The sequence below is a fragment of the Sorangium sp. So ce1335 genome (assembly GCF_051521615.1).
GTDB lineage: Bacteria > Myxococcota_A > Polyangia > Polyangiales > Polyangiaceae > Sorangium.
In genome coordinates this window covers 1,503,727-1,523,764 of record NZ_CP150363.1, presented here as the reverse complement: position 1 = coordinate 1,523,764, position 20,038 = coordinate 1,503,727, and the positions used below count along the sequence as shown (strand labels likewise).

Annotated in this window: 17 protein-coding genes; 8 read left to right on the top strand and 9 right to left on the bottom strand. The window is 70.5% G+C overall.

Annotated features, from left to right (window positions below):
* Nucleotides 1-159: 159 nt before the first annotated feature.
* From WMF24_RS05480 to WMF24_RS05470, 3 genes are all read right to left on the bottom strand, one after another.
* Nucleotides 160-576 (bottom strand): DUF6210 family protein, encoded by a 417-nt coding sequence (locus tag WMF24_RS05480; protein WP_437735286.1) that lies wholly within the window; start codon nt 574-576, stop codon nt 160-162.
* Between the two features lie 237 nt (nt 577-813).
* Entirely contained in the window at nt 814-1,731 is a 918-nt protein-coding gene (locus tag WMF24_RS05475) for a hypothetical protein (protein WP_437735285.1), read from the bottom strand.
* Between the two features lie 467 nt (nt 1,732-2,198).
* Complete coding sequence (locus WMF24_RS05470) at nt 2,199-2,834, bottom strand: TetR/AcrR family transcriptional regulator (protein ID WP_437735284.1); 636 nt, start codon at nt 2,832-2,834, stop codon at nt 2,199-2,201.
* A gap of 61 nt (nt 2,835-2,895) precedes the next feature.
* On the opposite strand from WMF24_RS05470, the gene WMF24_RS05465 reads away from it, so the two are divergent.
* A complete protein-coding gene (locus WMF24_RS05465; protein WP_437735283.1) occupies nt 2,896-3,876 on the top strand; it encodes an aldo/keto reductase in 981 nt (326 codons plus the stop codon).
* A gap of 146 nt (nt 3,877-4,022) precedes the next feature.
* On the opposite strand, the gene WMF24_RS05460 is transcribed toward WMF24_RS05465, so the two are convergent.
* Nucleotides 4,023-6,593 carry a hypothetical protein gene (locus WMF24_RS05460; protein ID WP_437735282.1) on the bottom strand — a complete coding sequence of 857 codons (2,571 nt, stop codon included), beginning with the start codon at nt 6,591-6,593 and terminating at the stop codon, nt 4,023-4,025.
* Nucleotides 6,594-6,679: 86 nt separating this feature from the next.
* Between WMF24_RS05460 and WMF24_RS05455 the strand changes: the two genes are divergently transcribed.
* Nucleotides 6,680-7,147, top strand: a complete 468-nt coding sequence (locus WMF24_RS05455; RefSeq protein ID WP_437735281.1) for a hypothetical protein — start codon at nt 6,680-6,682, stop codon at nt 7,145-7,147.
* A 176-nt stretch (nt 7,148-7,323) separates the two neighbouring features.
* On the opposite strand, the gene WMF24_RS05450 is transcribed toward WMF24_RS05455, so the two are convergent.
* Nucleotides 7,324-8,073, bottom strand: a complete 750-nt coding sequence (locus tag WMF24_RS05450) for a glutathione S-transferase (RefSeq protein WP_437735280.1) — start codon at nt 8,071-8,073, stop codon at nt 7,324-7,326.
* Between the two features lie 132 nt (nt 8,074-8,205).
* Here WMF24_RS05450 and WMF24_RS05445 point away from each other — a divergent pair, with 132 nt between their 5' ends.
* The gene (locus tag WMF24_RS05445) at nt 8,206-9,231 is read left to right on the top strand and encodes a GlxA family transcriptional regulator (RefSeq protein WP_437738768.1); all 1,026 of its coding nucleotides are present in this window, start codon (nt 8,206-8,208) and stop codon (nt 9,229-9,231) included.
* An 83-nt stretch (nt 9,232-9,314) separates the two neighbouring features.
* Nucleotides 9,315-9,950, top strand: a complete 636-nt coding sequence (locus WMF24_RS05440; protein WP_437735279.1) for an HD domain-containing protein — start codon at nt 9,315-9,317, stop codon at nt 9,948-9,950.
* Nucleotides 9,951-10,002: 52 nt separating this feature from the next.
* On the opposite strand, the gene WMF24_RS05435 is transcribed toward WMF24_RS05440, so the two are convergent.
* Complete coding sequence (locus WMF24_RS05435; protein WP_437735278.1) at nt 10,003-11,523, bottom strand: L-fucose/L-arabinose isomerase family protein; 1,521 nt, start codon at nt 11,521-11,523, stop codon at nt 10,003-10,005.
* A 723-nt stretch (nt 11,524-12,246) separates the two neighbouring features.
* Here WMF24_RS05435 and WMF24_RS05430 point away from each other — a divergent pair.
* Nucleotides 12,247-13,470: an MFS transporter gene (locus tag WMF24_RS05430; RefSeq protein ID WP_437735277.1), complete on the top strand. Its 1,224-nt coding sequence runs from the start codon at nt 12,247-12,249 to the stop codon at nt 13,468-13,470.
* A gap of 130 nt (nt 13,471-13,600) precedes the next feature.
* Here the strand turns inward: WMF24_RS05430 and WMF24_RS05425 are convergent, their stop codons facing one another.
* Together WMF24_RS05425 and WMF24_RS05420 are read right to left on the bottom strand one after the other, a co-directional pair.
* The gene (locus WMF24_RS05425) at nt 13,601-13,987 is read right to left on the bottom strand and encodes a hypothetical protein (RefSeq protein ID WP_437735276.1); all 387 of its coding nucleotides are present in this window, start codon (nt 13,985-13,987) and stop codon (nt 13,601-13,603) included.
* Between the two features lie 324 nt (nt 13,988-14,311).
* Nucleotides 14,312-15,220 carry an NmrA/HSCARG family protein gene (locus tag WMF24_RS05420; RefSeq protein ID WP_437738767.1) on the bottom strand — a complete coding sequence of 303 codons (909 nt, stop codon included), beginning with the start codon at nt 15,218-15,220 and terminating at the stop codon, nt 14,312-14,314.
* A 128-nt stretch (nt 15,221-15,348) separates the two neighbouring features.
* On the opposite strand from WMF24_RS05420, the gene WMF24_RS05415 reads away from it, so the two are divergent.
* The 3 genes from WMF24_RS05415 to WMF24_RS05405 all read left to right on the top strand — a co-directional run bounded on the left by WMF24_RS05415 (nt 15,349) and on the right by WMF24_RS05405 (nt 18,954).
* Nucleotides 15,349-16,377, top strand: a complete 1,029-nt coding sequence (locus WMF24_RS05415) for an AraC family transcriptional regulator (protein WP_437735275.1) — start codon at nt 15,349-15,351, stop codon at nt 16,375-16,377.
* Nucleotides 16,378-16,528: 151 nt separating this feature from the next.
* Nucleotides 16,529-17,242 carry an HAD family hydrolase gene (locus WMF24_RS05410; RefSeq protein WP_437735274.1) on the top strand — a complete coding sequence of 238 codons (714 nt, stop codon included), beginning with the start codon at nt 16,529-16,531 and terminating at the stop codon, nt 17,240-17,242.
* A gap of 110 nt (nt 17,243-17,352) precedes the next feature.
* Nucleotides 17,353-18,954: a PAS domain-containing protein gene (locus WMF24_RS05405; RefSeq protein ID WP_437735273.1), complete on the top strand. Its 1,602-nt coding sequence runs from the start codon at nt 17,353-17,355 to the stop codon at nt 18,952-18,954.
* Nucleotides 18,955-18,962: 8 nt separating this feature from the next.
* On the opposite strand, the gene WMF24_RS05400 is transcribed toward WMF24_RS05405, so the two are convergent.
* Nucleotides 18,963-20,009, bottom strand: coding sequence for a hypothetical protein (locus WMF24_RS05400; protein ID WP_437735272.1), 1,047 nt, complete (start codon nt 20,007-20,009; stop codon nt 18,963-18,965).
* Between the last annotated feature and the right edge of the window lie 29 nt (nt 20,010-20,038).

The window sequence follows — 20,038 nt, the reverse complement described above, 5'->3', positions numbered from 1 at the left end:
CTGCCCATGGGTCCAGGGATTGAAGCGCGCTCACCAAACGAGGCAGCGGGCTTCGTCCGGTGCAGTTCGTGGTTGGGCGGCGCGCTCATGGATGGCTGCCCGTTGCAGATCGCATCCCCCGTGGCGTCCGTCGGCCGTTTCAATGCCGCTCGTCGATCCTCAGTCAGAGTTTGGCCATGTGAGAATTCCTGCGCGCGGGTATGGCCCGAACCCGGTGAATGGGCTCCAGTCAGATTCGCCCTCTATCACCGCATGTACCCACGCTTCGTGCGAATCCGCGAGACGTGTCCGGTCGGTCACAAGTCCGACGATGCGACGCTCGCGCAGAACGCGATCGATGATGTCTGCATCCTCGTGGTCGAGTCCGAGCATGGCGCCGCTACCCATGTACTTCGGTCCCTCGAAGTGGGCCGTGACGGCGAGCCACCCGTCTTCCGCGTCGAGCGGGACGAATACGCCCTCGATCTCGGGTTGCATGCAAATATTGCCACAGGTCTGGTTCGAGTAGATCACCCCGCTCGGGTAGGGGATGATCAAGCCGAGGTCTGCGTCGCACAGCCTGATGACTCTGTTCATCGCGCTCACCTGTCCAGTGTGCCAGATCTCAGCTCGATGCCCGCGCGAGCGGGCGCCAGTCTGCCACGACGTTTCCGTTCCGGATGCGGCGCCGGCCCCACGGGCAGGCATCGCCAGAGGCAGGGCTCGGTCAGGCGGCTCTTCTCGGCCCAGCAGGAGACGTGCCTTCCAACGTCATGGCGACGCTCAGCAAAGCCCGTCTGACCCATCGCCTTGTTGGGCCGCGTCCGTGAGCCGTCAGGAGAGCACGTCGGCGGCGGTCTTGGCCCCGAGGACGTTCTCGATCCAGCGGTCGAGGGTCGCGACGTCCGTGCATGCCTGGATGCGCGCGCTCTCGTCCTCCCTGAGGACGATCCCTGCACGCGCAAGCAGCCGCAGCAGCGTGTCCCTCTTGCCCTCGAGCTTGCCCTCACGCATGCCCTTGAGCTCGCCCTCGCGGATGCCCTCAAGCTTGCCGCGATCGATGAGCCTCTGCAACGACGGGGGAAACGTCGCCTCACCTTCGCTCTGCCGTTCCATGACCAATGCCTCCACAGCCTGCCTCATCGGCTCTCGCAACCCGTTCCAGATGAGCTGAAAATAGACCATCGCGTGCGCCTGGTCGAGCCGGCCGAGGGCAGCGAGCGCCGCCTGGACCACGGTGAGCCCGCTCGGCCCGTTGCCGTGCGCCACCGCCGACAGCACGGCGAGCTCGGTCTCCTTCTCCGCTTCGGCCGGGTCGGTGATCTCGGGGACCACCGCCGGACCGAGCACCAGCGGCGCGACGTGGCCGCGGCCCAGGCCGAGGTCGATGTTCTCCGCGGCCCACGCCGCGACGCCGGCGTCCGGCGCGACCACGAGGACGATCGTGCCAACGCGCTTCCTGGCGCGCACGACCGCGACGTACGCCGGCCACGAGAACTTCTTGTCCGGGTCCACGTCGCGCTGCACCTCGAGGACGATCGCCAGCACCAGCGCGTCGCGCTCGTCGCGAAGCTCGAGCACCAGATCGGCGCGGTACTCCACCGGGATGAGCTGGTCGAGCGATGACTCGACAACCGCGACCGCCGCGTGCAGCGGCACCTCGACGTGGAGGAGCGTCGCGAGCAAGCGGGGCGCGAGCGCCGGGTGCTCGCGGAACATCTCGACGAGGGCGTTGTGCTCGAGCGTCGGCATGACGCTCCGCCTCGAGCAGGCCCCATGCCGGCACGAAACGCCGGGGAAATGCGAGCAGAGCTCCAGCTCAGGGGTGGCGGCGCCATGGCGGACGCAGGCCGCCAGCGACGCCGGCCGCGAAGCGGACCGGGCCGGCGACGGCGGCCTGGGCACGTCGGGCCAGGGCGGCGGCGGAGGCGGCGAGGGCGGCTACGGCGGCCCGGGGCGCGGCGGCGACTCGATCGGCGTCGCCTACCTCGAGACGTCCAACCATCAGAGGTCGGTGCGACCGCATGCAGCGCTCACATCACCGCTTGCTCCAGTAGCCCGGCCTCTGCTTTGCGTGTGCGATGGCCACGACACCCCGCCCGCATCGCCGTCGCCTCACGCAGCCGCACAACGAGCTGGCGCACGCGAAGCCAGAGGCCGTGGCTTGGTTCCCTTAACCTCGGTGATCGAGTACGCAAGCCGCAGGGGCACCCACCGCGTCATGACGCCGGTCGAGCTCGTTGCGCGCCTTCCCGCCCCACGCCTCCACCCGGCCGACCACTGGACGCGCCGAGCACGCGCGACACGAGCGCGAGCAGCATCTCGCGCGCGTGGCCGCGGTCGACCCCTGGATCGCGCAGCCGGATCGCCTTGCTGCCGTCCAGCGCGGCGAGCAGCATGGTCGCGAGGTCCGGCGCCGACAGCGCGTCGTCGACGAGGCCGGCGGCCTGTCCGCGCGCGATCGCGCTCGCGAGGAGCTGCTTCATCTCGGCGCTGTGGCGCCGGAGCCGATCCGCGATCGCGGCGTTGCGCTGCGACTCGGCGAGCAGGTCGAAGAGCAGGGACGGCCCCTTGCCGCTGCTGTAGAGGTCGGCCACGAGCGCGGGCAGGTCGCGCGCGTCCTGCACGTCACCCGACAGGTGCGTCGCCGCTTCGTCGAGCACGAGCTGGAAGAGACCCTCGAGGATGGCCTCCTTGCTCGAGAAGTAGTGGTAGAGGTGCCCAGGGCTGACGCCCGCCTCGGCGCAGATGCTCGCGATGGAGGCCTGCACGCCCTCGGCGGCGAAGCGGCGCTGGGCGGCGCGCAGGAGCTCGCGACGCTTCTTCTCGTGCTGATCGGGGTTGACAGTGCGCATGCGGCGAACCATTGATAGAGCGTTCGCTCTAACATTGGAGGGTCGAGTGATGGGTCGAACAATGCCCATGATACCGCGCGTGCATCTCGGCAAGAACGGCCCGCTCGTGGGCGCGCTGGGCCTCGGCTGCGGCGGGATGTCGCCCGGCCACGGCGCCGACAGCGACGCCGAGAGCATCGCCACGATCCAGGCGGCGCTCGACGCCGGGATGAACCTCCTCAACACCGCCGATTTCTACGGCATGGGGCACAACGAGGCGCTCATCGGACGCGCCATCCAAGGCCGGCGCGACCAGGCCTTCGTGAACGTGAAGTTCGGCATGCTGCGTACCCCGGGCGGGAAGTTCCTTGGGATGGACGGCCGCCCGGCCACGGTGAAGACGTTCGCGGCCTACTCGCTCCAGCGCCTCGGCGTCGACGAGATCGACCTCTACCAGCCCGGGCGACCCGATCCCGACGTGCCCTACGAGGAGACGATCGGCGCCATCGCCGACCTCGCGCGCGAGGGCAAAGTGCGTCACGTCGGCGTGTCGGAGGTCGGCGCGGATCTCCTGCGCCGCGCGCACGCCGTTCACCCCATCACCGCGCTCGAGATCGAGTACTCGCTCGCGTGCCGCTTCATCGAAGCAGAGATCTTGCCGACCGCGCGCGAGCTCGGGATCGGCATCGTCGCCTACCGCGTGCTCGCCGACGGGCTGCTCAGCGGCGCGACGGCGCCGAGCCCTCGCGCGCACTTCGTGGCGCCGCGGATGGAAGGACACGCTCTGGAGCAGAATGTCCGCACCGCCCGCCCGCTCGTCGACATGGCCGCCCGGAAGCGCTGCACGCCAGCCCAGCTGGCCATCGCGTGGCTGCGCGCACGCGGCGACGACATCGTGCCGCTCGTCGGCATCAGCCGGCGCGCGCGGCTCGACGAGAACCTCCTGGCGCTCGACGTGCGCGTGTCCCCGGACGAGCTCGCGCAGCTCGACGCTGCGTTCGCGCCGGGCGCGATCGTCGGCGATCGGTACCCCTCGTTCGTCATGAAGTACGCGGCGCGCTGAGCGACCGGAGCGTCTTCGCCACGAGAGCGACCTCTTCGGGCTCCGCAAGGCCCACGCTGCGGCGCTCCTGCGATGGCGCGAGCACATCGAAGGAGCCGCCTTCACTGCACGGTCTGGCTCGGGGAGACCGTCCGGAGAGCGCCTTTTCAATCGGTCTTCGTCGGCGATTTCCACCGGAGCGCCTCGGGGAGGACGCTGACGACGGCCGCGAGCGCGTCATCTCCGCCGACGCGCGCGATGAGGGGCGCGAGCTGCTCCACGCCGCCCCAGCGGCTCAGCGTCGAGACGAGCGTGATGTCCTCCGCGGCGTCCCCGAGGCTCACGAAGAACAGCCGTGCCGCTGCCGTGAGCGACATCCAGGGAGCGCAGCGCACCACGCTCTCCAGACCCTCAGTACCCCGGTCGTCGTGGTAAGCAGCGATGGCGCGCATGGCCAGCGCGGGGCGCGCCCCCTCGGGGGCGGCGAGACAGAGCGCCGCGAGAGCCATGATGCGCGCGGCCTCCGAGCCACCTCCGCCGCCTCCCTCGGCGATCTCCACCGCCGTGTCGAGCCCGAGCACCTGGATCGCCTCGGCCGCGTGATCACACACGAGCCCCGCGGCGGCCCATGGGGGATCCAGCGAGGCCACCGCGTCGCGCGCCGCTTGCGCGAGGGAGCGGCCTCCCTCGGTCGCCGCGGCGCAGAGCAAGGGACGAGCGGCGAAGATCCCGCTGCCGCAGCGCTGTCGGATGATGCCGAGCGCGCGCTCCGGAGCGCCGAGCTCGGCGAACCGCACGGCCAGCGCGGAAGGGGGCGGGAGGGCCTCGTCCAGCAGCCTCGAGAGCTCGGCCTGTCCGAGGAAGGGAAGCAGCGCCGCGGTGCATGCGTCGGTGTCGTGTCGCTCGGCGCCCTCGTCGTGGTCCGCAAAGAACGCATCGAAGGACATCGAGACAGCGCGGGCCCGCTCCTCATCGGGCAGCACGGGCAAGAGGGGCGCCAGGGCGTTCGCTCGGGACGTCGGTGGAAGCGACGCCGCCGCGCGGAGGATGGCGAGCGCCTGGTGCTGCCCGATCCCATCCGCCGTGGCGAGCCGCGCGAGCGCCTGCCCCGGCTTCGCGCTCGACAGCGCGCGTTCGACGGCTTGCTGGACGAGCGTTTCCGCTTCGGATTGCGGCAGAAAGGCAGCGGCCGTGAGCCACGCGCTCAAGCAGCTGTCGGGACCTCCGTCCGCGCGCCACGTGGACGAGACCGCCCACCGCGCGAACGTCGAGGCCTCGTCGCCCGATGCTGCGCGCGCCGCGGTGAGCAGCGCGAGCGCATCCTCCCAGCCATCACCGCGCCATGCCGCGCCTGTCCGCCTCACGACATCGAGCGCCCGCGCCTCGATGTCGCCGCGCAGCGAGGGAGAGGCGCGCCCCGCGAGGGCGAAGAGCGAGACGGCGAGCGCCCGCTCGGTGTCGCTCCACGCCTCCTCGTCGGCCTGATCGGCATCAGGAGGCCACGCGCGGTGCAGCGTCGCGAGCGCGCCCTGCGCGAGCGCGACCCGCACGAGGCTCGAGATCGCGTCGGGCGGGATCTCCATGGCGTCGGAGGCGAAAACCGGCGCTGACATCGAGCGTCGCACGCGCCCGAACTCTGCCCGACGCGCGGCGAGATCCTCGCGCGAGCGCGGCCATGCCCAGCGCGGTGCGGAGAGCGGAACGAGATCGGCGCGCGGTGCGCCACAGGAGACGAGGTGGTCGCCCGCGTACCGGCGGAGGTAGGTGACCCCGCCCCTCTCGCCCGTGTCGACGCTCTCCCAGGTGCGAACGAGCGATCGGGCGGCCTCGGCGAGCCGCCTCTCGGCGAGCGCGACGTGCTCCGGGTGCGCGGCCACCCAGGTTGCGCGCAGGATCTCATGACGAAAGCGAATCCGGTGACCGCCCTCATCCCACTGGAGAACCGGCTCGACGGCCTCGCGGTGCGTGTCGAGAGAGCCGGTCACCTCCGCGACCTGCGCGCCGAGGAGCGGCGCCAGCTCGGTCGCGTCGAGCGGCGCGAAGGCGCACGCGAGCGTCGTCACGAGCGCTTCCAGCGGCGCCGCGCCGCGATCGCGGAGCGATCTCGCGATCGCGTCCACATGAGCGCGTGGACCAGGACCGTCGACCGCCGCCCAGGCGAGATGGTCGCGGAGCGACGGCTCGACGTCCTCCAGGCGGAATCCGTCGATCGAAACATACGTCACGCGCTCGGCGCGGAGCCCAAGCCGCTCTGCCCACCGTTCGGCAACGCCGCGCGTGCCGGAGATCGTCACCAGCACACGCGCGGCGGGGCCTGGCTCGTCCAGCACCGAACGGCGAGGGTCGTCCGGCCAGTCCACACAGTCGTCAGGCGCGATCAAGCCAATCAGGAGCTGCGGCTGGCCGTCCTCGCCGTCCCAGTTCACGATGCGGTTGACGAGGCTGGTGCGGACACCGAAGTGAAACTCGTCAAAGCCCGTATCTTCGGGCCATGGGCCGGCTGAGAGCCGCGCGAGCACCTCTTCCTCGAAGGCCGCGCCAGACACGCGCCCGGCGTGGACGAGGAGCGTCAGGGTGCCAGGACCCCTGATCGAGCGGAAGAAGCGTTCAACGACCGTGCTCTTCCCCGCCCCGGAGGGACCGTGGACCACGCACGCCGACGGGCGCCCCGCCTCGTGCCAGGACCGCAGCGCTGCGAACGCCCTGGACTGGCCGTCACCAAAGAACCGTCCCTCCATCGAACTCTCCTCAATGCGGGGATGACACGTCATCTTCGCCGGTACTTCCCGAACTTTCCGCGCTTTCCTCCCTCGCCTACCACCGCGTGGCTGATGTCGAGGTCGGCGAACATCTGCTGGCAAAGGTCGCAAGGGTTGACGCGGTTGCCGCCTTTACTCTGAAATGTCTCGATCGAGATGTCGGGGTTATCGAATCTGGCTTTGAGCCGCGCCAGCGGCTCGAAGCCGAGGATACGCCAGCGGACCGGGGTGCGGTCGAGCATCTTCAGCGCGCGGTCGTCGACCTGCAGCCGCAGCTCGAACAGGCTCTGGTAAACAGCCCGGGCGACCGCGTGGCGCGCGGCGAGGTACTTCTGCTCGGGCTCGAGCTATCATCGTCGCCGTTCGGAGGGTCATGGGGTCCCCCTGGCGTGCTCAAGGTCGATGATGGCTGCGTCAGCATGGAATATTGGGTCGGCCATCACTCCATGCTGGAACGGCCTTCGAGCTCGGCCGCAGCACCCAAGCCGCCCGGCACCAGGTCGACTTCATCGTCGTCGGCGTCGCCGCCGTGATCCAGGGAGCCCCCGTCAACACGTTCGAGCTCGACGTCGTACACGCTAGCACGCCGGACAATATCGACGAACGACGATGGATCTGATCGCCGATCCGCAGATCGCGCTGGCTCCCCCGACCTCGATCGGGTCACGGCGCCTCGCGCGTGACGTCCTTCAGATGGATCGCGCCGGACTCACCGCCTCTTCGACGGCGCCGGATCGAGCTCCGGATAGCGCCGGAAGATGCCGTCTTCGTTGAAGGGTATCCGCCGCTCCGAGGCCAGGTAGGCCGCGATCTTCGGGCGCTCGGCCACGCGGTCGTGCAGCGCGACGAGCCCGGGGATCCGGGGCGCGAAGGCGGCCATGGCGCGCGGGAACGCGTAGCGGAGGCCCGCGATCACCTGGAACATCGAGAGATCCACGTAGGACATCGCGCCTCCCACGAGGTGACGGCCGCCGTGGCGATCGAGGACGCGCTCGAAGTAGCCGAGGAACTTGGGCATGCGGTCGGCGAGGAAGGCCTGGCTGCGGCGCAGGGCCTCGGGCTTCTGGTCCTCGTAATAGAGCTCGACGGAGATGGGGTGGTGCGTGTCGTGCACCTCGGCGACCAGATCGGTGACGGTGAGCTGGAGCTGATGGGCGCCGAGCCTGCTCGCCTCGTCGTCCGGCGCGAGGCCGAGGCGCGGACCGAGGTAGAAGAGGATGTTGGCCACCTGGGCGATCACGAGGTCGCCCGCGCGGAGGAACGGCGGCGCGAAGGGCTCCAGCGCGAGCGCGTGGCTCTTCATGAGCTTCTGCATGGCGGCGACACCGCCGTGCTTCGCCTCGGGCAGGCGGGCGACATCGACATAAGGAGCGCCGGCGTCCTCGAGCGCGAGGCGCACGAATTCGCCGCGACCCTGAATGCCCGGCCAGTAAAACAGCTCGTACATTGGCGCGTTCATGGCGGATCGTTCGCGCCGGCGAGGGCCGCGGTCAACGGGCGCGCCGCCGGGCGGTGGTGCCTCGACGCGAGGGCGCTCCCGCTCTCCCGCCTGCCCCGCCTTGATCTATCTACCTGTCTCCTCATGCCCGTCATGCCAGCGAGCTTCACCCAGCCCCGCCTCGTCGTCCTGCTCGCCTTCGAGGGCGTCGCGCTGCTCGATCTCGCCGGGCCTCTCGAGGCCTTCACCGTGGCGACCACCTTGCGCGCGCCGGGCGCTCCTCCGCCGTATCGCGCGATCGTCGCCTCGACGGCCGGCGGGCCGGTGCGCACGACGACCGGGCTCGCGGCCTGCGCCGAGCCGCTCGCGGCGCTCGACGACGCGCCCATCGACACCCTGATCGTGCCGGGCAGCGGGCCGCCGGAAGCCCCGGCCGTGCCGCCCGATCTCGTCGCCTGGCTCGCCCGCCGCGCGCCGCGCGCGCGCCGCGCGCCGCGCGCGCGCCGCACCTGCGCCGTGTGCACGGGCGCCTTCCTCCTCGCCGCCGCGGGCCTGCTCGACGGTCGCCGCGCGGCGACCCACTGGCGCGCCGCGCCGCTCCTCGCGGAGCGCCACCCGCGCGTCCGCGTCGACGCGGACTCCATCTACGTGCGCGACGGCTCGATCTGGAGCTCGGCGGGCATCTCCGCCGGCATCGACCTCGCCCTCGCGCTCGTCGAGGAGGACCTCGGGCACCGCGCGGCGATGGCGGTCGCCCGGCAGCTCGTCGTGTTCCTCAAGCGGCCTGGCGGGCAGTCGCAGTTCAGCGCGCCGCTCGCGGCGCAGGCCGCCGAGGGCGGCACCTTCGCCGACCTGCACGCCTGGATGGCGGACCACCTCGCCGGCGATCTCCGCGTCGAGCGCCTGGCCGCGCAGGCGGGGATGAGCCCGCGCACCATCGCGCGCGCCTACACGGCCGCGGTGGGGCAGACCCCGGCGAAGACGGTCGCAGCCATGCGCCTCGAGGCCGCCTGCCAGGCCGTCGCCGGCACGGACCTCCCGCTCAAGCGGATCGCCCACCGGTGCGGCTTCGGCGACGAGCAGAACCTGCGCCGCGCCTTCCAGCGACGGCTCGGCGTGGGACCCCTCGAGTACCGGGAGCGCTTCTCCGGGAACGCCCGCGCGCCTGGCAGGAAGTGACGGGACAACGGCAGGGCGCCCGGCGCCCCATCGCGCACGCTCCCGGCACATCGGCCCTCGGCCGGCAGACAGGAGCCCCCGCCATGACCACAGAGATCGCCGGAATCCACGTTCCTGACACGCGCCTTGCCCAGGACGCGACCGCGCTCGCGCGCGAGGTCTCGGCCCCTTACCTCTTCCACCACGTGATGCGCTCGTACTACTTCGGCGAGCTCGCGGCCCGGCAGCGCGGCCTCGCCTGCGACCGCGAGCTGCTCTACCTCTCCGTGGTGCTTCACGACCTCGGCCTGACCGAGCGCTTCGCCGGCCCCGAGCGCTTCGAGGTCGACGGCGCCAACGCCGCCCGCGCCTTTCTCGAGGGCCGCGGCCTGCCCCGGGAGAAGGCGTCCCTCGTGTGGGACGCCATCGCGCTGCACACGAGCCTCGGCATCGCCTCGCACAAGGAGCCGGAGGTCGCCGTCGCCCATCTCGGCATCAGCATCGATTACGGCGGCCTCGATATGGAGGCGCTGCCGCGCGGGGCGGTCGAGGAGATCCTGAGGGCCTATCCGCGGCTCGAGATGAAGCGGGAGCTCCGGCGCGCCCACTGCGGCGTCGTGGAGCGGAAGCCGCACACCGCGGCCGGCAATTTCCTCTCGGACTTCGGCCGCCGCTACGTGCCGGGCTTTCAGCCCTTCGACGCCAGCGCCCTCCTGGAGGGCGCCCCCTTCGACGGCTGAGCTGGAACGCGGCGCTCGTGCCGGCTGGGCGACGCACGCCGCCTCGGAGCCGCTAGAGCTCTTCCACCGTGCTGTGCTCGTAGTACTCGATCAGCTCGCGACCTGCATGGCTCATGCCTGCCTGGGCATTGATGTACGGCAGGGCGTCTCGCACAGCCTTCATGGCGGTGGCAATCGCCCGGCCCTCCCCCACGACGAGGGCCGTGTGGTGCTCCACCGCCCGCCTGGGGTCCGTGACGTGGCGGAAGAGCTGCTGGATACGCGGAATGTGGACGCGACCGCGCGTGCCAAAGGTCTTGATGCGCTCCTCCGTCACGCGCCCCACGCCACCATACATGAAGATGTTGCCCTCCCGCGCGTTGGTGCACGGACGCAAGAAAGCGCACGTCCCGGGCTTCAGATCGCCGTCGACCGCGCCCCAGCTGTTCTCCTTGCCCACCTCCTTGGCCAGGATCTGATGCTCCGTGATCCTGGCCCCGGGGTGCATGACGCTCTTGGCCCAGACACCGCAATGAAAGAGGTCGACCTCCTCTCGGTCGTCATCGAACATGTTGTTCCAGTCCCCCAGGACCGGAACCAGGCCGGACGCGCATTGCAGCATGTACATCCCCATCCAGCCCGCGATGTCCGTCTCACACGCGGCGGGCAAGAGCTTGTCCGAGAGCATGCTCATGCACGTGCACGGCATGACCCCGACCGCTCCGCCGATCTGGTACTTCTGCATCTCCGTCCAGCAGCGCACGGCGATGCCGTCCAGATCGTTGTCGCGGATGAAGCGGTCGAAGACCACGCCCATCCGCGCGATGGCGTCCAGCGAAGGCGGCGGAACATCGGCTGCGCCAAAGTGGGCGCGGATCTCATCGCGCTTGTCGGAGAGCTGCGCCGCATCCACCTGTCGCATCTGCCGATCCAGGGCGATCAGCTCCAGCCCCACCGTGCTCAACCCCATGTGCCCCAGGAGCTCCGTGGAGACGTGGGTGACCGTCTGAAAGGCGTCCGGCCCCGACCCTACCAGCCCAAGGCGAACGCCGCGGCCGCGACGCCGAAACTTGGAAGCCAGAACACACGTGGCATGGAACGCCTGCAAATCCCGCGCGAAGTGGGCAGAGCGCACCGACTCGCAGTGCTTCGTCGTCAAGGTGTAGGGATAGCCGATGTGGCGCAGGGCGTTGGCCGCGGAGAAACGGCCACAAGCGCCGTCACGACGGCCCCGCTCCCCCATCCTCCCCTGGCCACGCACGTCGGGCTCCGTGTGGATCAAGACCGGGATGTCCAGATCCGCGAGGCGCAGGAAGTCCCGGATGCCGTTCTCATCCGAGAAATTGTACATGGAGCAGATCACGCCAAGAGCGCCGGCGCCATCGACGCCCTGCCGATACTGCTGAGCCACCCCCGCAGCGCGCTTGGCGTCCGCGTAGGACTCCACATTCCCCAGGTCCACGTATTCGACGTGCTCTCCAAGCAGCTGCTCCACGACCGCGGCCGTGGCCCGCGCGCCCTCCACCGCGAACTCTGTGGGAAAGAACCCCCGGTTGCCCATGAAACCCAAGATCACTGGCTTGCGCGTCTCCATCACCCACCTCTCGCGACGTTCCATGCGGTCCGTGGACCGCCTTTGATCTGTCCAGCTCCCCGTTACCTGCGGCCCCCCGCGACGATGGACGAGCGCCCCCGTCCAGCCCTCGTGCTCGACACACGTCTGCGGCGGATAGGACGATATGGCGCCTCGCCCCAAGCGAGCGACATCCCCGGCGCCTTCCAGCTCGACGGGGCCGCGGTCGATCCCAGCGGCCTTCCGCCGCCCAGCATCTCGTCGTCCGGGAGTAAGTTAGTACTATTTACTAAGTCCGTCCAGCCCTTTGAGCAGCGCACCGTCGAGCGCTTCGTTGCGCGCCGCGCAAGCCGCCGCGTCGACGCACCAGCGCTCGCCTCGAGCGGCCAGCGACTGCCATGTCCGAGGGCTCCGGCGCCGCGCGAACGTCTCGGCACTCAGCCGATGCCCGTCAGCCCGAGCCCGCCCTCGAATGTCCGTTTCGGAAGACGTGGTTCCGCTATACCGGATTCCCCCCTTGCTGCGCCAGCAGCGGGCGCGTGCTGCGCGTGTGCTGCTGGAGCAGCAGGCGGCGGGCGAGCTGCCGCCGGCCTCCTGCCGTGGCGAGAGGGGCGATGACGCGGTCGCCATGGGCCTGCTGCGGCTCGGGAGCGCGATTTGCAGGGCGCCCGCGCGGCAGCACCACCCGACTCGGCACAGCGGACGAACGCTCCCGTCGACCGGCCGCTCGCCTCGGTTCGCGTGATGACCTCTTCGCCGCCTCTCCCCCAGCGTTACCTCCTCGGCTTCATGGTGCTCGGCCTGCTCGCGGGCACGAGCAACGGCGTCGCCAAGGTGGTCCTGCCGCTGTACGCCGCCTCGCTCCACGCCTCCCCGTGGCAGATCGGCCTCGTCGGCGGCCTGCAGTTCACCGGCATGCTGCTGCTCTCGATGCCTGTCGGAGGCCTCATCGACCGCCACGGCAGCCGGCCGCTGTTCCGCTTCGGCGGCCTCGCGGGCGCGGCGCTGTACCTGCTCGGCTTCACCCGGATGGATCGGCCCTGGCAGCTCATCGCGGGCGTCATCCTCTTCGGGCTGCTCAACCCGTTTCGCATGGTCGCGACCCAGACCGAGTTTCTTCACCTGCTCCCTCGCCTCGGCCCGCGCAAGGCAGGCTGGCAGCGCGCGTCCCACGCGCTCGGCATGTTCTTCGTGGGCCCGATGCTCGGCGCGCAGCTCCTCGGCCTGCTCGGCTATACCGGCGTGTTCGTGGTGACCGGGCTCGGGCTCCTGGCGACGGTCTTCGTCGGCGACCGCGTGCTCTCCGGGGCTCCCCCCGGCCGCGGGCGCTCGGCCACGCCGCTCGTCGAGCGCCTTCGTGGACAGGTCGGGATCATCCTGTCTCGCCGCGAGCTGCGCCAGAGCATGTTCATCGAGCTGTGTGGCCAGATGGCCATGTCCTACTTCGCCGTGTTCGTCGTGTTGATCGGGATTCGCGAGTTTCACCTCTCGGTGCCACAAGCCGCGAGCCTGGTGACCCTCCAGGGCGCCGTGTTCGTGCTGACCTTGCTCCTCGCCGGGGGCGCCCTGTCGCCGCTGCGCGACGCTGCCCGCTACGCGATCGCCTTTTCGCTGCTGCTCGCGACCGAGCTCCTGCTCGCTTTCCCCCTCGGCGTCGCGTCGCTGTGGATCGGGGCGGTCTTGCTCGGGCTCGGGCTGGGCGTGCAGCACCTGACGAGCGTCAATCGCTTCGCGGCGCTCACCGCCGAGCTCGGCCGCGGCCGGGTGGGCGGGCTGTTCTCTCTCTCGGGACCGGCCGGGAGCCTGATCGGCGCAGTGGCGGGCGGCTCGCTCGGGCAGCGCTTCGGCCTTCTCAGCGGCTTTCGCGTGCTCGCGGTGCTCTATGCGGTGCTCATGGTATGGCACGGGCGCGGCGTCCTGACCGAGAGCGGCCAGCCCGTCGCGCTCGCCGAGGGCGAGCCGGAGTGACCGCAGCAGCCAGGCCGCTCACGCAAAAACGACAGGACCAGCTCTCCCAGGCGCTCGGGTTGCTGAAATGGAAAGCCGTGGCCGGCGTCCTGTAGCGCGGGGTTCGGGTGCAGCGCCTCGTTGAGCGGCTCTAGCCAAGACGAAAAAACCCGACGAGCTCTGGCGTGAACGATACGTTGGCTTCACCGACGGAGCCCAGAATACCGTCGCGCACGGCTTTACTGGGGCTGCCATACACCTCCATGCTGCGAACCACACAATATTTCATCACCTCAGCGATGTTTGGGTCAGACACCTGCCAGTGGCGAAGAATCGCGTCGGAGTCCTGGAACAACTGAAAGCTGTAGCAGAGGCCCTTCTCATCGTCGACGTAGGTCTGAACCATCAGCTGTGGAGCGTGCTTGCTGGCAAACTCGACCGCGTCGACGATGGCTTTCTTGAATTCAGCCGCGTGCTGCCGGTCGAAGGCCATGGTGTTGCGAAGCAGAATCGGCCCGCTTGTTTTGTCAGCACTCATATGAACCTCAACTGTGGAGTTGAATCCGTGGACGGATTGATGATTGGCGCCAGGCACAGGAGGAGCGCTCCTCGGGCGCGGTGGCCCGGGGTCGGGCGATGATCATGGGTCCGGCAGCGCCAACCATCCACGGCGACCAGCCATTCCCGGTCCTCGGCGCACGGTCCCCGCCCGCAGCGCGGAGCCTTGCTCCGGGCGATCCCTGGCGACGTCGAGGGGGGTCGCCCCCGGCGTCCCGCGCCGCTCCGGCCGCCCAACGTCGCGCTCCGCTGTGCAACGCGACATGCGCTGGGCCGCTGCGCGCCGTCAGGCAAGCCCCCGACCTCACACACGGTGGTGTCGAAGCCACGTCTCGAAATCGGTGAGTGGAATGCCAAGCGCTCGCGCCGCCTCGGGCGTGGCCGGGCTGCCGTGGTGGTTCAGCCGCTCGTGCGAGCGCGCAAACATGGGCATCACCCCCAGGGCGATGGCCTCGTCGACAGAAAGCGACGGAGCCTCGATGGGAACGTCGAGCGCACGGGACAGGGCGCGGGCGATCTCGCGCATCGTCAACCGCTCGCTCGCGAGCTCGAGCTCCACGCCGTGGAAGCGCGACGGCTCCTGGACGGCGGCGGCAGCCGCTACCCCGATGTCCTGCACGGCGACCAGGGCCACCTCCGTGTCAGGCGCGATCGTGGTGAGCAGGCGGTCCCCCGTGCCTCCCTCGAACATCATGGAAGGGCGGATGAAGTTCTCCATGAAGAAGGACGGCTTGAGGAGGGTCCAGAAGCGGAATCCGGCGTTCTTCACCAGCTCTTCGGTGTACGCCTTGCTCTCCCAGTAGTTGCGGCCAGGGCCCCGCTCGATCTCCCAGCCCGGCGCTCGCCGGTGGTATGCGCCGGCTCCGGACACCGAGGTGTGGATGAACTGCGGCACGCCGGCTGCCCGGGCTGCCTCGACGAGGTTCTTCCCGTGCACGCGCTCGGAGTCCGACTCGAGGTCCGCCATGTTCGGGAGCTGCACGGAGAACACAGCCCGCGCCCCCTCGCAGGCGACGCGCAGCGAGCCGGGATCGTCGAAGTCGCCCCGCACGAGGACCGCGCCGCGAGCACGCAACGCGACCGCGCGGGCCGCGCCAGGGTCACGAACGAGCGCGCGCACGGGGACGCCTCGCTCGAGCAGCGCAGCGGCAACGGCTCCCCCTTGCTTGCCGGTGGCGCCGGTGACAAGCACCGGATCGGTGGTTGATTCTATGGACATGAGTTATCCTTCCCGAGGCGAATGAAGGCCTCGAATCACCCCCCAACCATGCGGCGATCGAGCGGCGACGACCAGTCGAGCGCGTCCACGTTGCTTGCGAAATCGTCCAGCCAGGGCCACGCGTGGACGCTCTGAGCGAGCTCCTGTCCTCGGTGCGAGCGAGGGCGGCGTCGTGGGCCTGCCTCGACGCAAGGGCGCCGTGGGGCGTCTCGCTTCGAGGTAGGCCTTCGACCTTCTGCATCCACCACGTGGTGAGCGGCACGGCCTGGGTCTCGACAGAGAACGACGGCGACGCGCTCGCCCTGACGACAGGTGATGTCGCCGTGGTACCGCACGGCCGGGCGCACGCGCTCCGGGATCGCACCGACACGCCGGCGGTCGCTCTCGAAGAGCTGCCCGGCGTCCGCGCGAGCGGGGATGATCGCGTGTGGCACCTGCACCTGGGCGGCGCGGGGACCAAGACGAGGGTCACGTCGGCGCTTGTCGAGCTCGAGGATCCGTTCTCCGTCCCGATCGTGTCGTCGTTGCCGCCCTTGTTCCGGCTCGCGGGTGCGGGGCAATCGATGCTCGGGGAGCACCTCCGTCTCCTCGCACGCGAGATCGAATCGAGGCCGTTCGGCTCCGATCTCGTGCTCGCCCGTATGGCAGACGTGCTGTTCGTCCACGTGATGCGGGCGTACGTCGAGACGCTCGGCGACGCGCCTTCGGACTCGTGTCGATCGCTCGAGCTGGTCAGCGCGCTGCGCGACCCGGGCGTGGCAACGGCCCTGGCCCTGATGAGCCGTCGACCGGAGCATCCGTGGACGGTCGCCTCGCTCGCCGAGCAGGTCGGGCTGTCGCGGTCCGCCTTCGCGGCGCGCTTTGCGAGCCTCGTGGGCGAGCCGCCGCTCGGCTTCCTCACGCGGATGCGCATGCAGAGGGCGACGACGTTGCTGCGCGAAGGCGCGACGCTCGCGTTGACCTCCCAGCTCACCGGCTACGCGTCGGAAGCCTCGTTCGGCCATGCGTTCCGACAGTGGTCGGGCATGGCGCCGGGAGCGTACCGCCGCCAGCAGCACGCGCCCGAGAGCAAGCCACACACCGAACCTGGCGCTCGGCCCCGAGCCGAGGGAGCCAAGAATCGGCCAGCTCGACGAACCCCGAGGGGGTGAGATGCGCGAGAGGTGATGGCGAACGCGCTTGGCCAGCGCGACGGCCCGGTCCATCGTAGGGCGCAGCGGTCGCCCGGCCTCGATGTCGACCGCGGCCGCCATGCAGCTTCGTTCGACGCAGCTTCGCCCGCACCCACCTCCAGGAACCGAGATGCCCCACGCCGTCCCGCCGATCCACGCCGTCCTCTTCGACTTTGCCCGCACCCTCTTCCGGCTCATCGATCCCGTGGAGATGATCCGCGACATCGCGACCGAGCACGGCCACCCGGAGATCGCCGCCGACGCCGAGGAGCTCGCGCGCGTCCTCGGCGACGCCCACCTGCACCCCGAGGTCGTCCGGCTCTGGGAGCTCGGCGATCTCTCCGAGGCGGGTCACCTGGCGTACCGCACCGGCTGGATCGCGCGCGTGGCGAAGCTCGGCCCGATCCTCGATCCGCTCGCGGCCGCCATGGCCAATCCCGCGCGCTGGCCTCCGTACGCAGACACCGCCGAGGTCCTCGCCGGCATCGCGGAGCGCGGGATCCCCATCGCTGTCGTCAGCAACATCGGCTGGGACATCCGCGCCGCGTTCGCGCGGCACGGCCTCGATCGCCACGTCGACGTCTGGACGCTCTCGTACGAGGTCGGCGCGATGAAGCCGAGCCCCGCGATCTTCAAGCACGCCTTGCGAGAGCTGGGCGTCGCCGGACGAAACGCGCTGATGGTGGGAGACACCCCGGGCGCCGACGGCGGCGCCACGGCGGTGGGGTGCCGCGTCCTGCTCCTGCCGGGCGCGGAGGGTGTCGTGTCGTGGCTCGCGCCGTCGGAGGAGGTGCGAGGACTCGGGGCCGTGTTGCACCTGCTCGACGCCGCAAACCGGCGCTGATCGCGGCCCGCTGCAGGCCCGCTGAGCGCAGCGCGGGCCGCTGCCTGCGCACGCGCCACGGGGTCACCGAGGCCGACACCCGGAGGAGCTCTTGCTCTACGCTCCTCCCGATGCCCAGCGACGCTCCTGTCGATCTCTACTCTCTCGCCTTCACCTGCAGCGTCGACCCGCTGCTCTTGCTCGATGAAAGCGGTCGGATCCTGGCGCTGAACCCCGCCGCCGAGCGCCTCTCCTCCACGCCCGCGGCGGCGGCGCGCGGAAGGCACGTCGATGAGGTCCTGCGGGTTGATCCGCCCCTCGGCGCGCTGCTCGAGCAGGCGCTCCGCGATCGCGCCCCGCGCGCCCTGCCGCCCGACGTCACCCTCCACCTCGAGGGCGAGCGCGTGGTCCTCGCCGAAGGGCACCTGAGCCCGCTCGTCGACCCCGCAGGCGCGTGCGCCGCCGTGCTGCTCGCGCTGCGCGACGTGACCGAGAAACGCCGGGCCGAACAGGCGGCGCGCGAGCAAGGAGCGCGCCTGCACGCGGCCGTCGAGGCGCTCGACGTCGGCTTCGTCCTCTATGACGCCGAGGAGCGGCTCTGCTTCTTCAACACCGCGTACAAGGCGCTCTACCCCGAGTGCGCCGCCGCCATCGAGATTGGCAACACGTTCGAGGACGTCGTCCGCGAGGGCTGCCGGAACGGGATCCACCTCCACAGCGGCCTCAACGAGGACGAGTGGGTCGCCGGTCGCGTCGCGGACCACCGCCGCGCCGGGGACGTCTACGTGCGTCGGTTCGGGGACCGCTGGATCACCCTCAAGAGCTGCCGCCTCGCCGACGGCAGCTTCGTCGGCCTGCGGATCGATACGACCGCGCTCAAGGAGGCAGAGCTCACCCTCGAGCGCGAGCGGCAGTTCATCCGCCTCGTGCTCGACACCATCCCGATCATCGTCACGGTCAAGGATCGGGACGGCAGGATGAAGCTCGTCAGCAAGGGCTACGCCGATCTGTACGACACGACGCCGGAGAAGGCGGTGGGCACGACCCTCTCCGATATGCCGCCCTCCCGCGCCGAGCTCTCCACCATCGGCGAGATGGACCGGGAGGTGCTCACGCGCATGGAGCCGGTCTCGCGGGTCCTGCCCGTCGCGCGCCCGAACGGCAAGACACGGTGGATGTCCCTCATCAAGGTGCCCCTCGTCGAGCAGGACGGCACGGCGCACATCCTCGCCATCGGCACGGACATCACGGCGCAGCAGGAGCACGAGCAACGCATGGCCGCCACCATCGCCGAGCTCGAGCGGCAGAAGGAGGCCATCGCCGATCAGCTCGCGGTCATCCAGCGCCAGCAGGCGCTCATCCGCGCGCTGTCCACGCCCATCCTCCAGGTCGCCGAGGGCGTGCTCGCCGTGCCCTTCATCGGCGCGCTCGACGACGCGCGCGCGGCCGACGTCACGAGCAAGCTCCTCGACGAGGTCGTGCGCACGGGCGCTCGCTTCGCCATCATCGACGTCACCGGCATCGAGAGCGTCGACGCCCCGACGGCCGACCACCTCGTCCGCATCGTGCGCGCGATCCGCCTGCTCGGCGCGAGCGGCGTCCTCACCGGCATCGGGCCCGCCGTCGCCCAGTCCATGTGCGGCCTCGGGGTCGACCTCTCCGGCGTCACGACGCACGGCAACCTCCGCGCCGGCATCGAGGTCTGCCTCCGCGCGCTGCGCGAGCGGCGCTGAGCGATGCCCTACGAGGCGCGATCGGACAGGGTCACCGCGGGCGGCCCGCGCAACCGACGCGGGGCAGGCCACGCGCCCTCGCCGCGGAGCGCGTCCGGCTCGGAGAGCGCGGAGCCGGGGGGATCTGCCCGCACCCCGAACGCAGAGAGGGTCAGCACGGCCATGATGGCGCCGAAGACGCCGAGCCCCATGAAGACCACGATGCCGACGTGGAGCGCCACGGTGGCCGCCACCCAGAGCCGCCGGGTGCGCCGCGGCCAGATCATGATCGGGTAGCCGATCTCGATGAGCAGCACCATCCAGCCCGCGCCCACCGCGAGCCATGGATAGGAGGCCAGCCAGGTGAAGTCGACCTGGCGATACTCGGGCATGTTGAGCGTTCGCCAGATGGCATCGCCGTTCCACCATTGCTCGCCGAGCGCCTTCCCCACCCCGCTCGCGAGGTAGACGATGCAGAGGTGTACCTGCACCACGCGCAGGGCGAACCGCGCCATGCTCGTGGGCCGGGCGGGCGCGCGGCCGAGCCGTTGCCCGAACCGTCGCCCGAACCGTCGCCCGAACCGTCGCCCGAACCGTCGATCGAGCGACAGCGCCGCTCCCGCGGGCATCCACATGAGATAGAACAGGAAGATGTTGGCGAACTGGTCGACGCCGTAGTTCGTGCTGTCCGCCGTCATCATCAGCATCAGGTGGGAGCACCAGGCTCCTGCGGCGGCCATCCGCGTGTGCCACCCCGCGAGCAGCGCGACGAGGGCGAGCACATACGCGGCGCCCACGGCGACGATGACGGGCACCTCCCCGACGCCGACCGCGGCGAGGCGGTCTATCAGCCAGCCGAGCCGGACGAACCCCGGCCTTCCAAGCGCCTCGAGGAGCGGCCCCTGCAGGATGCCCGATCGCCCGTAGAGCTCGAACAGCGCAGGAGCGACCATCGCCGCCTGGAGGAGGAGGACGGAGGCGAGCCCGATCCGGAGCACGGCGAGCGGCGCCGCAGACGCAGGAGCGAAGGCGAAGCGCTCCACGGCCGCCCACGCCCGCGCAAGCCCGCGCTCCATCGGAGCCCGGGGAGCAGCCATCGACCGCG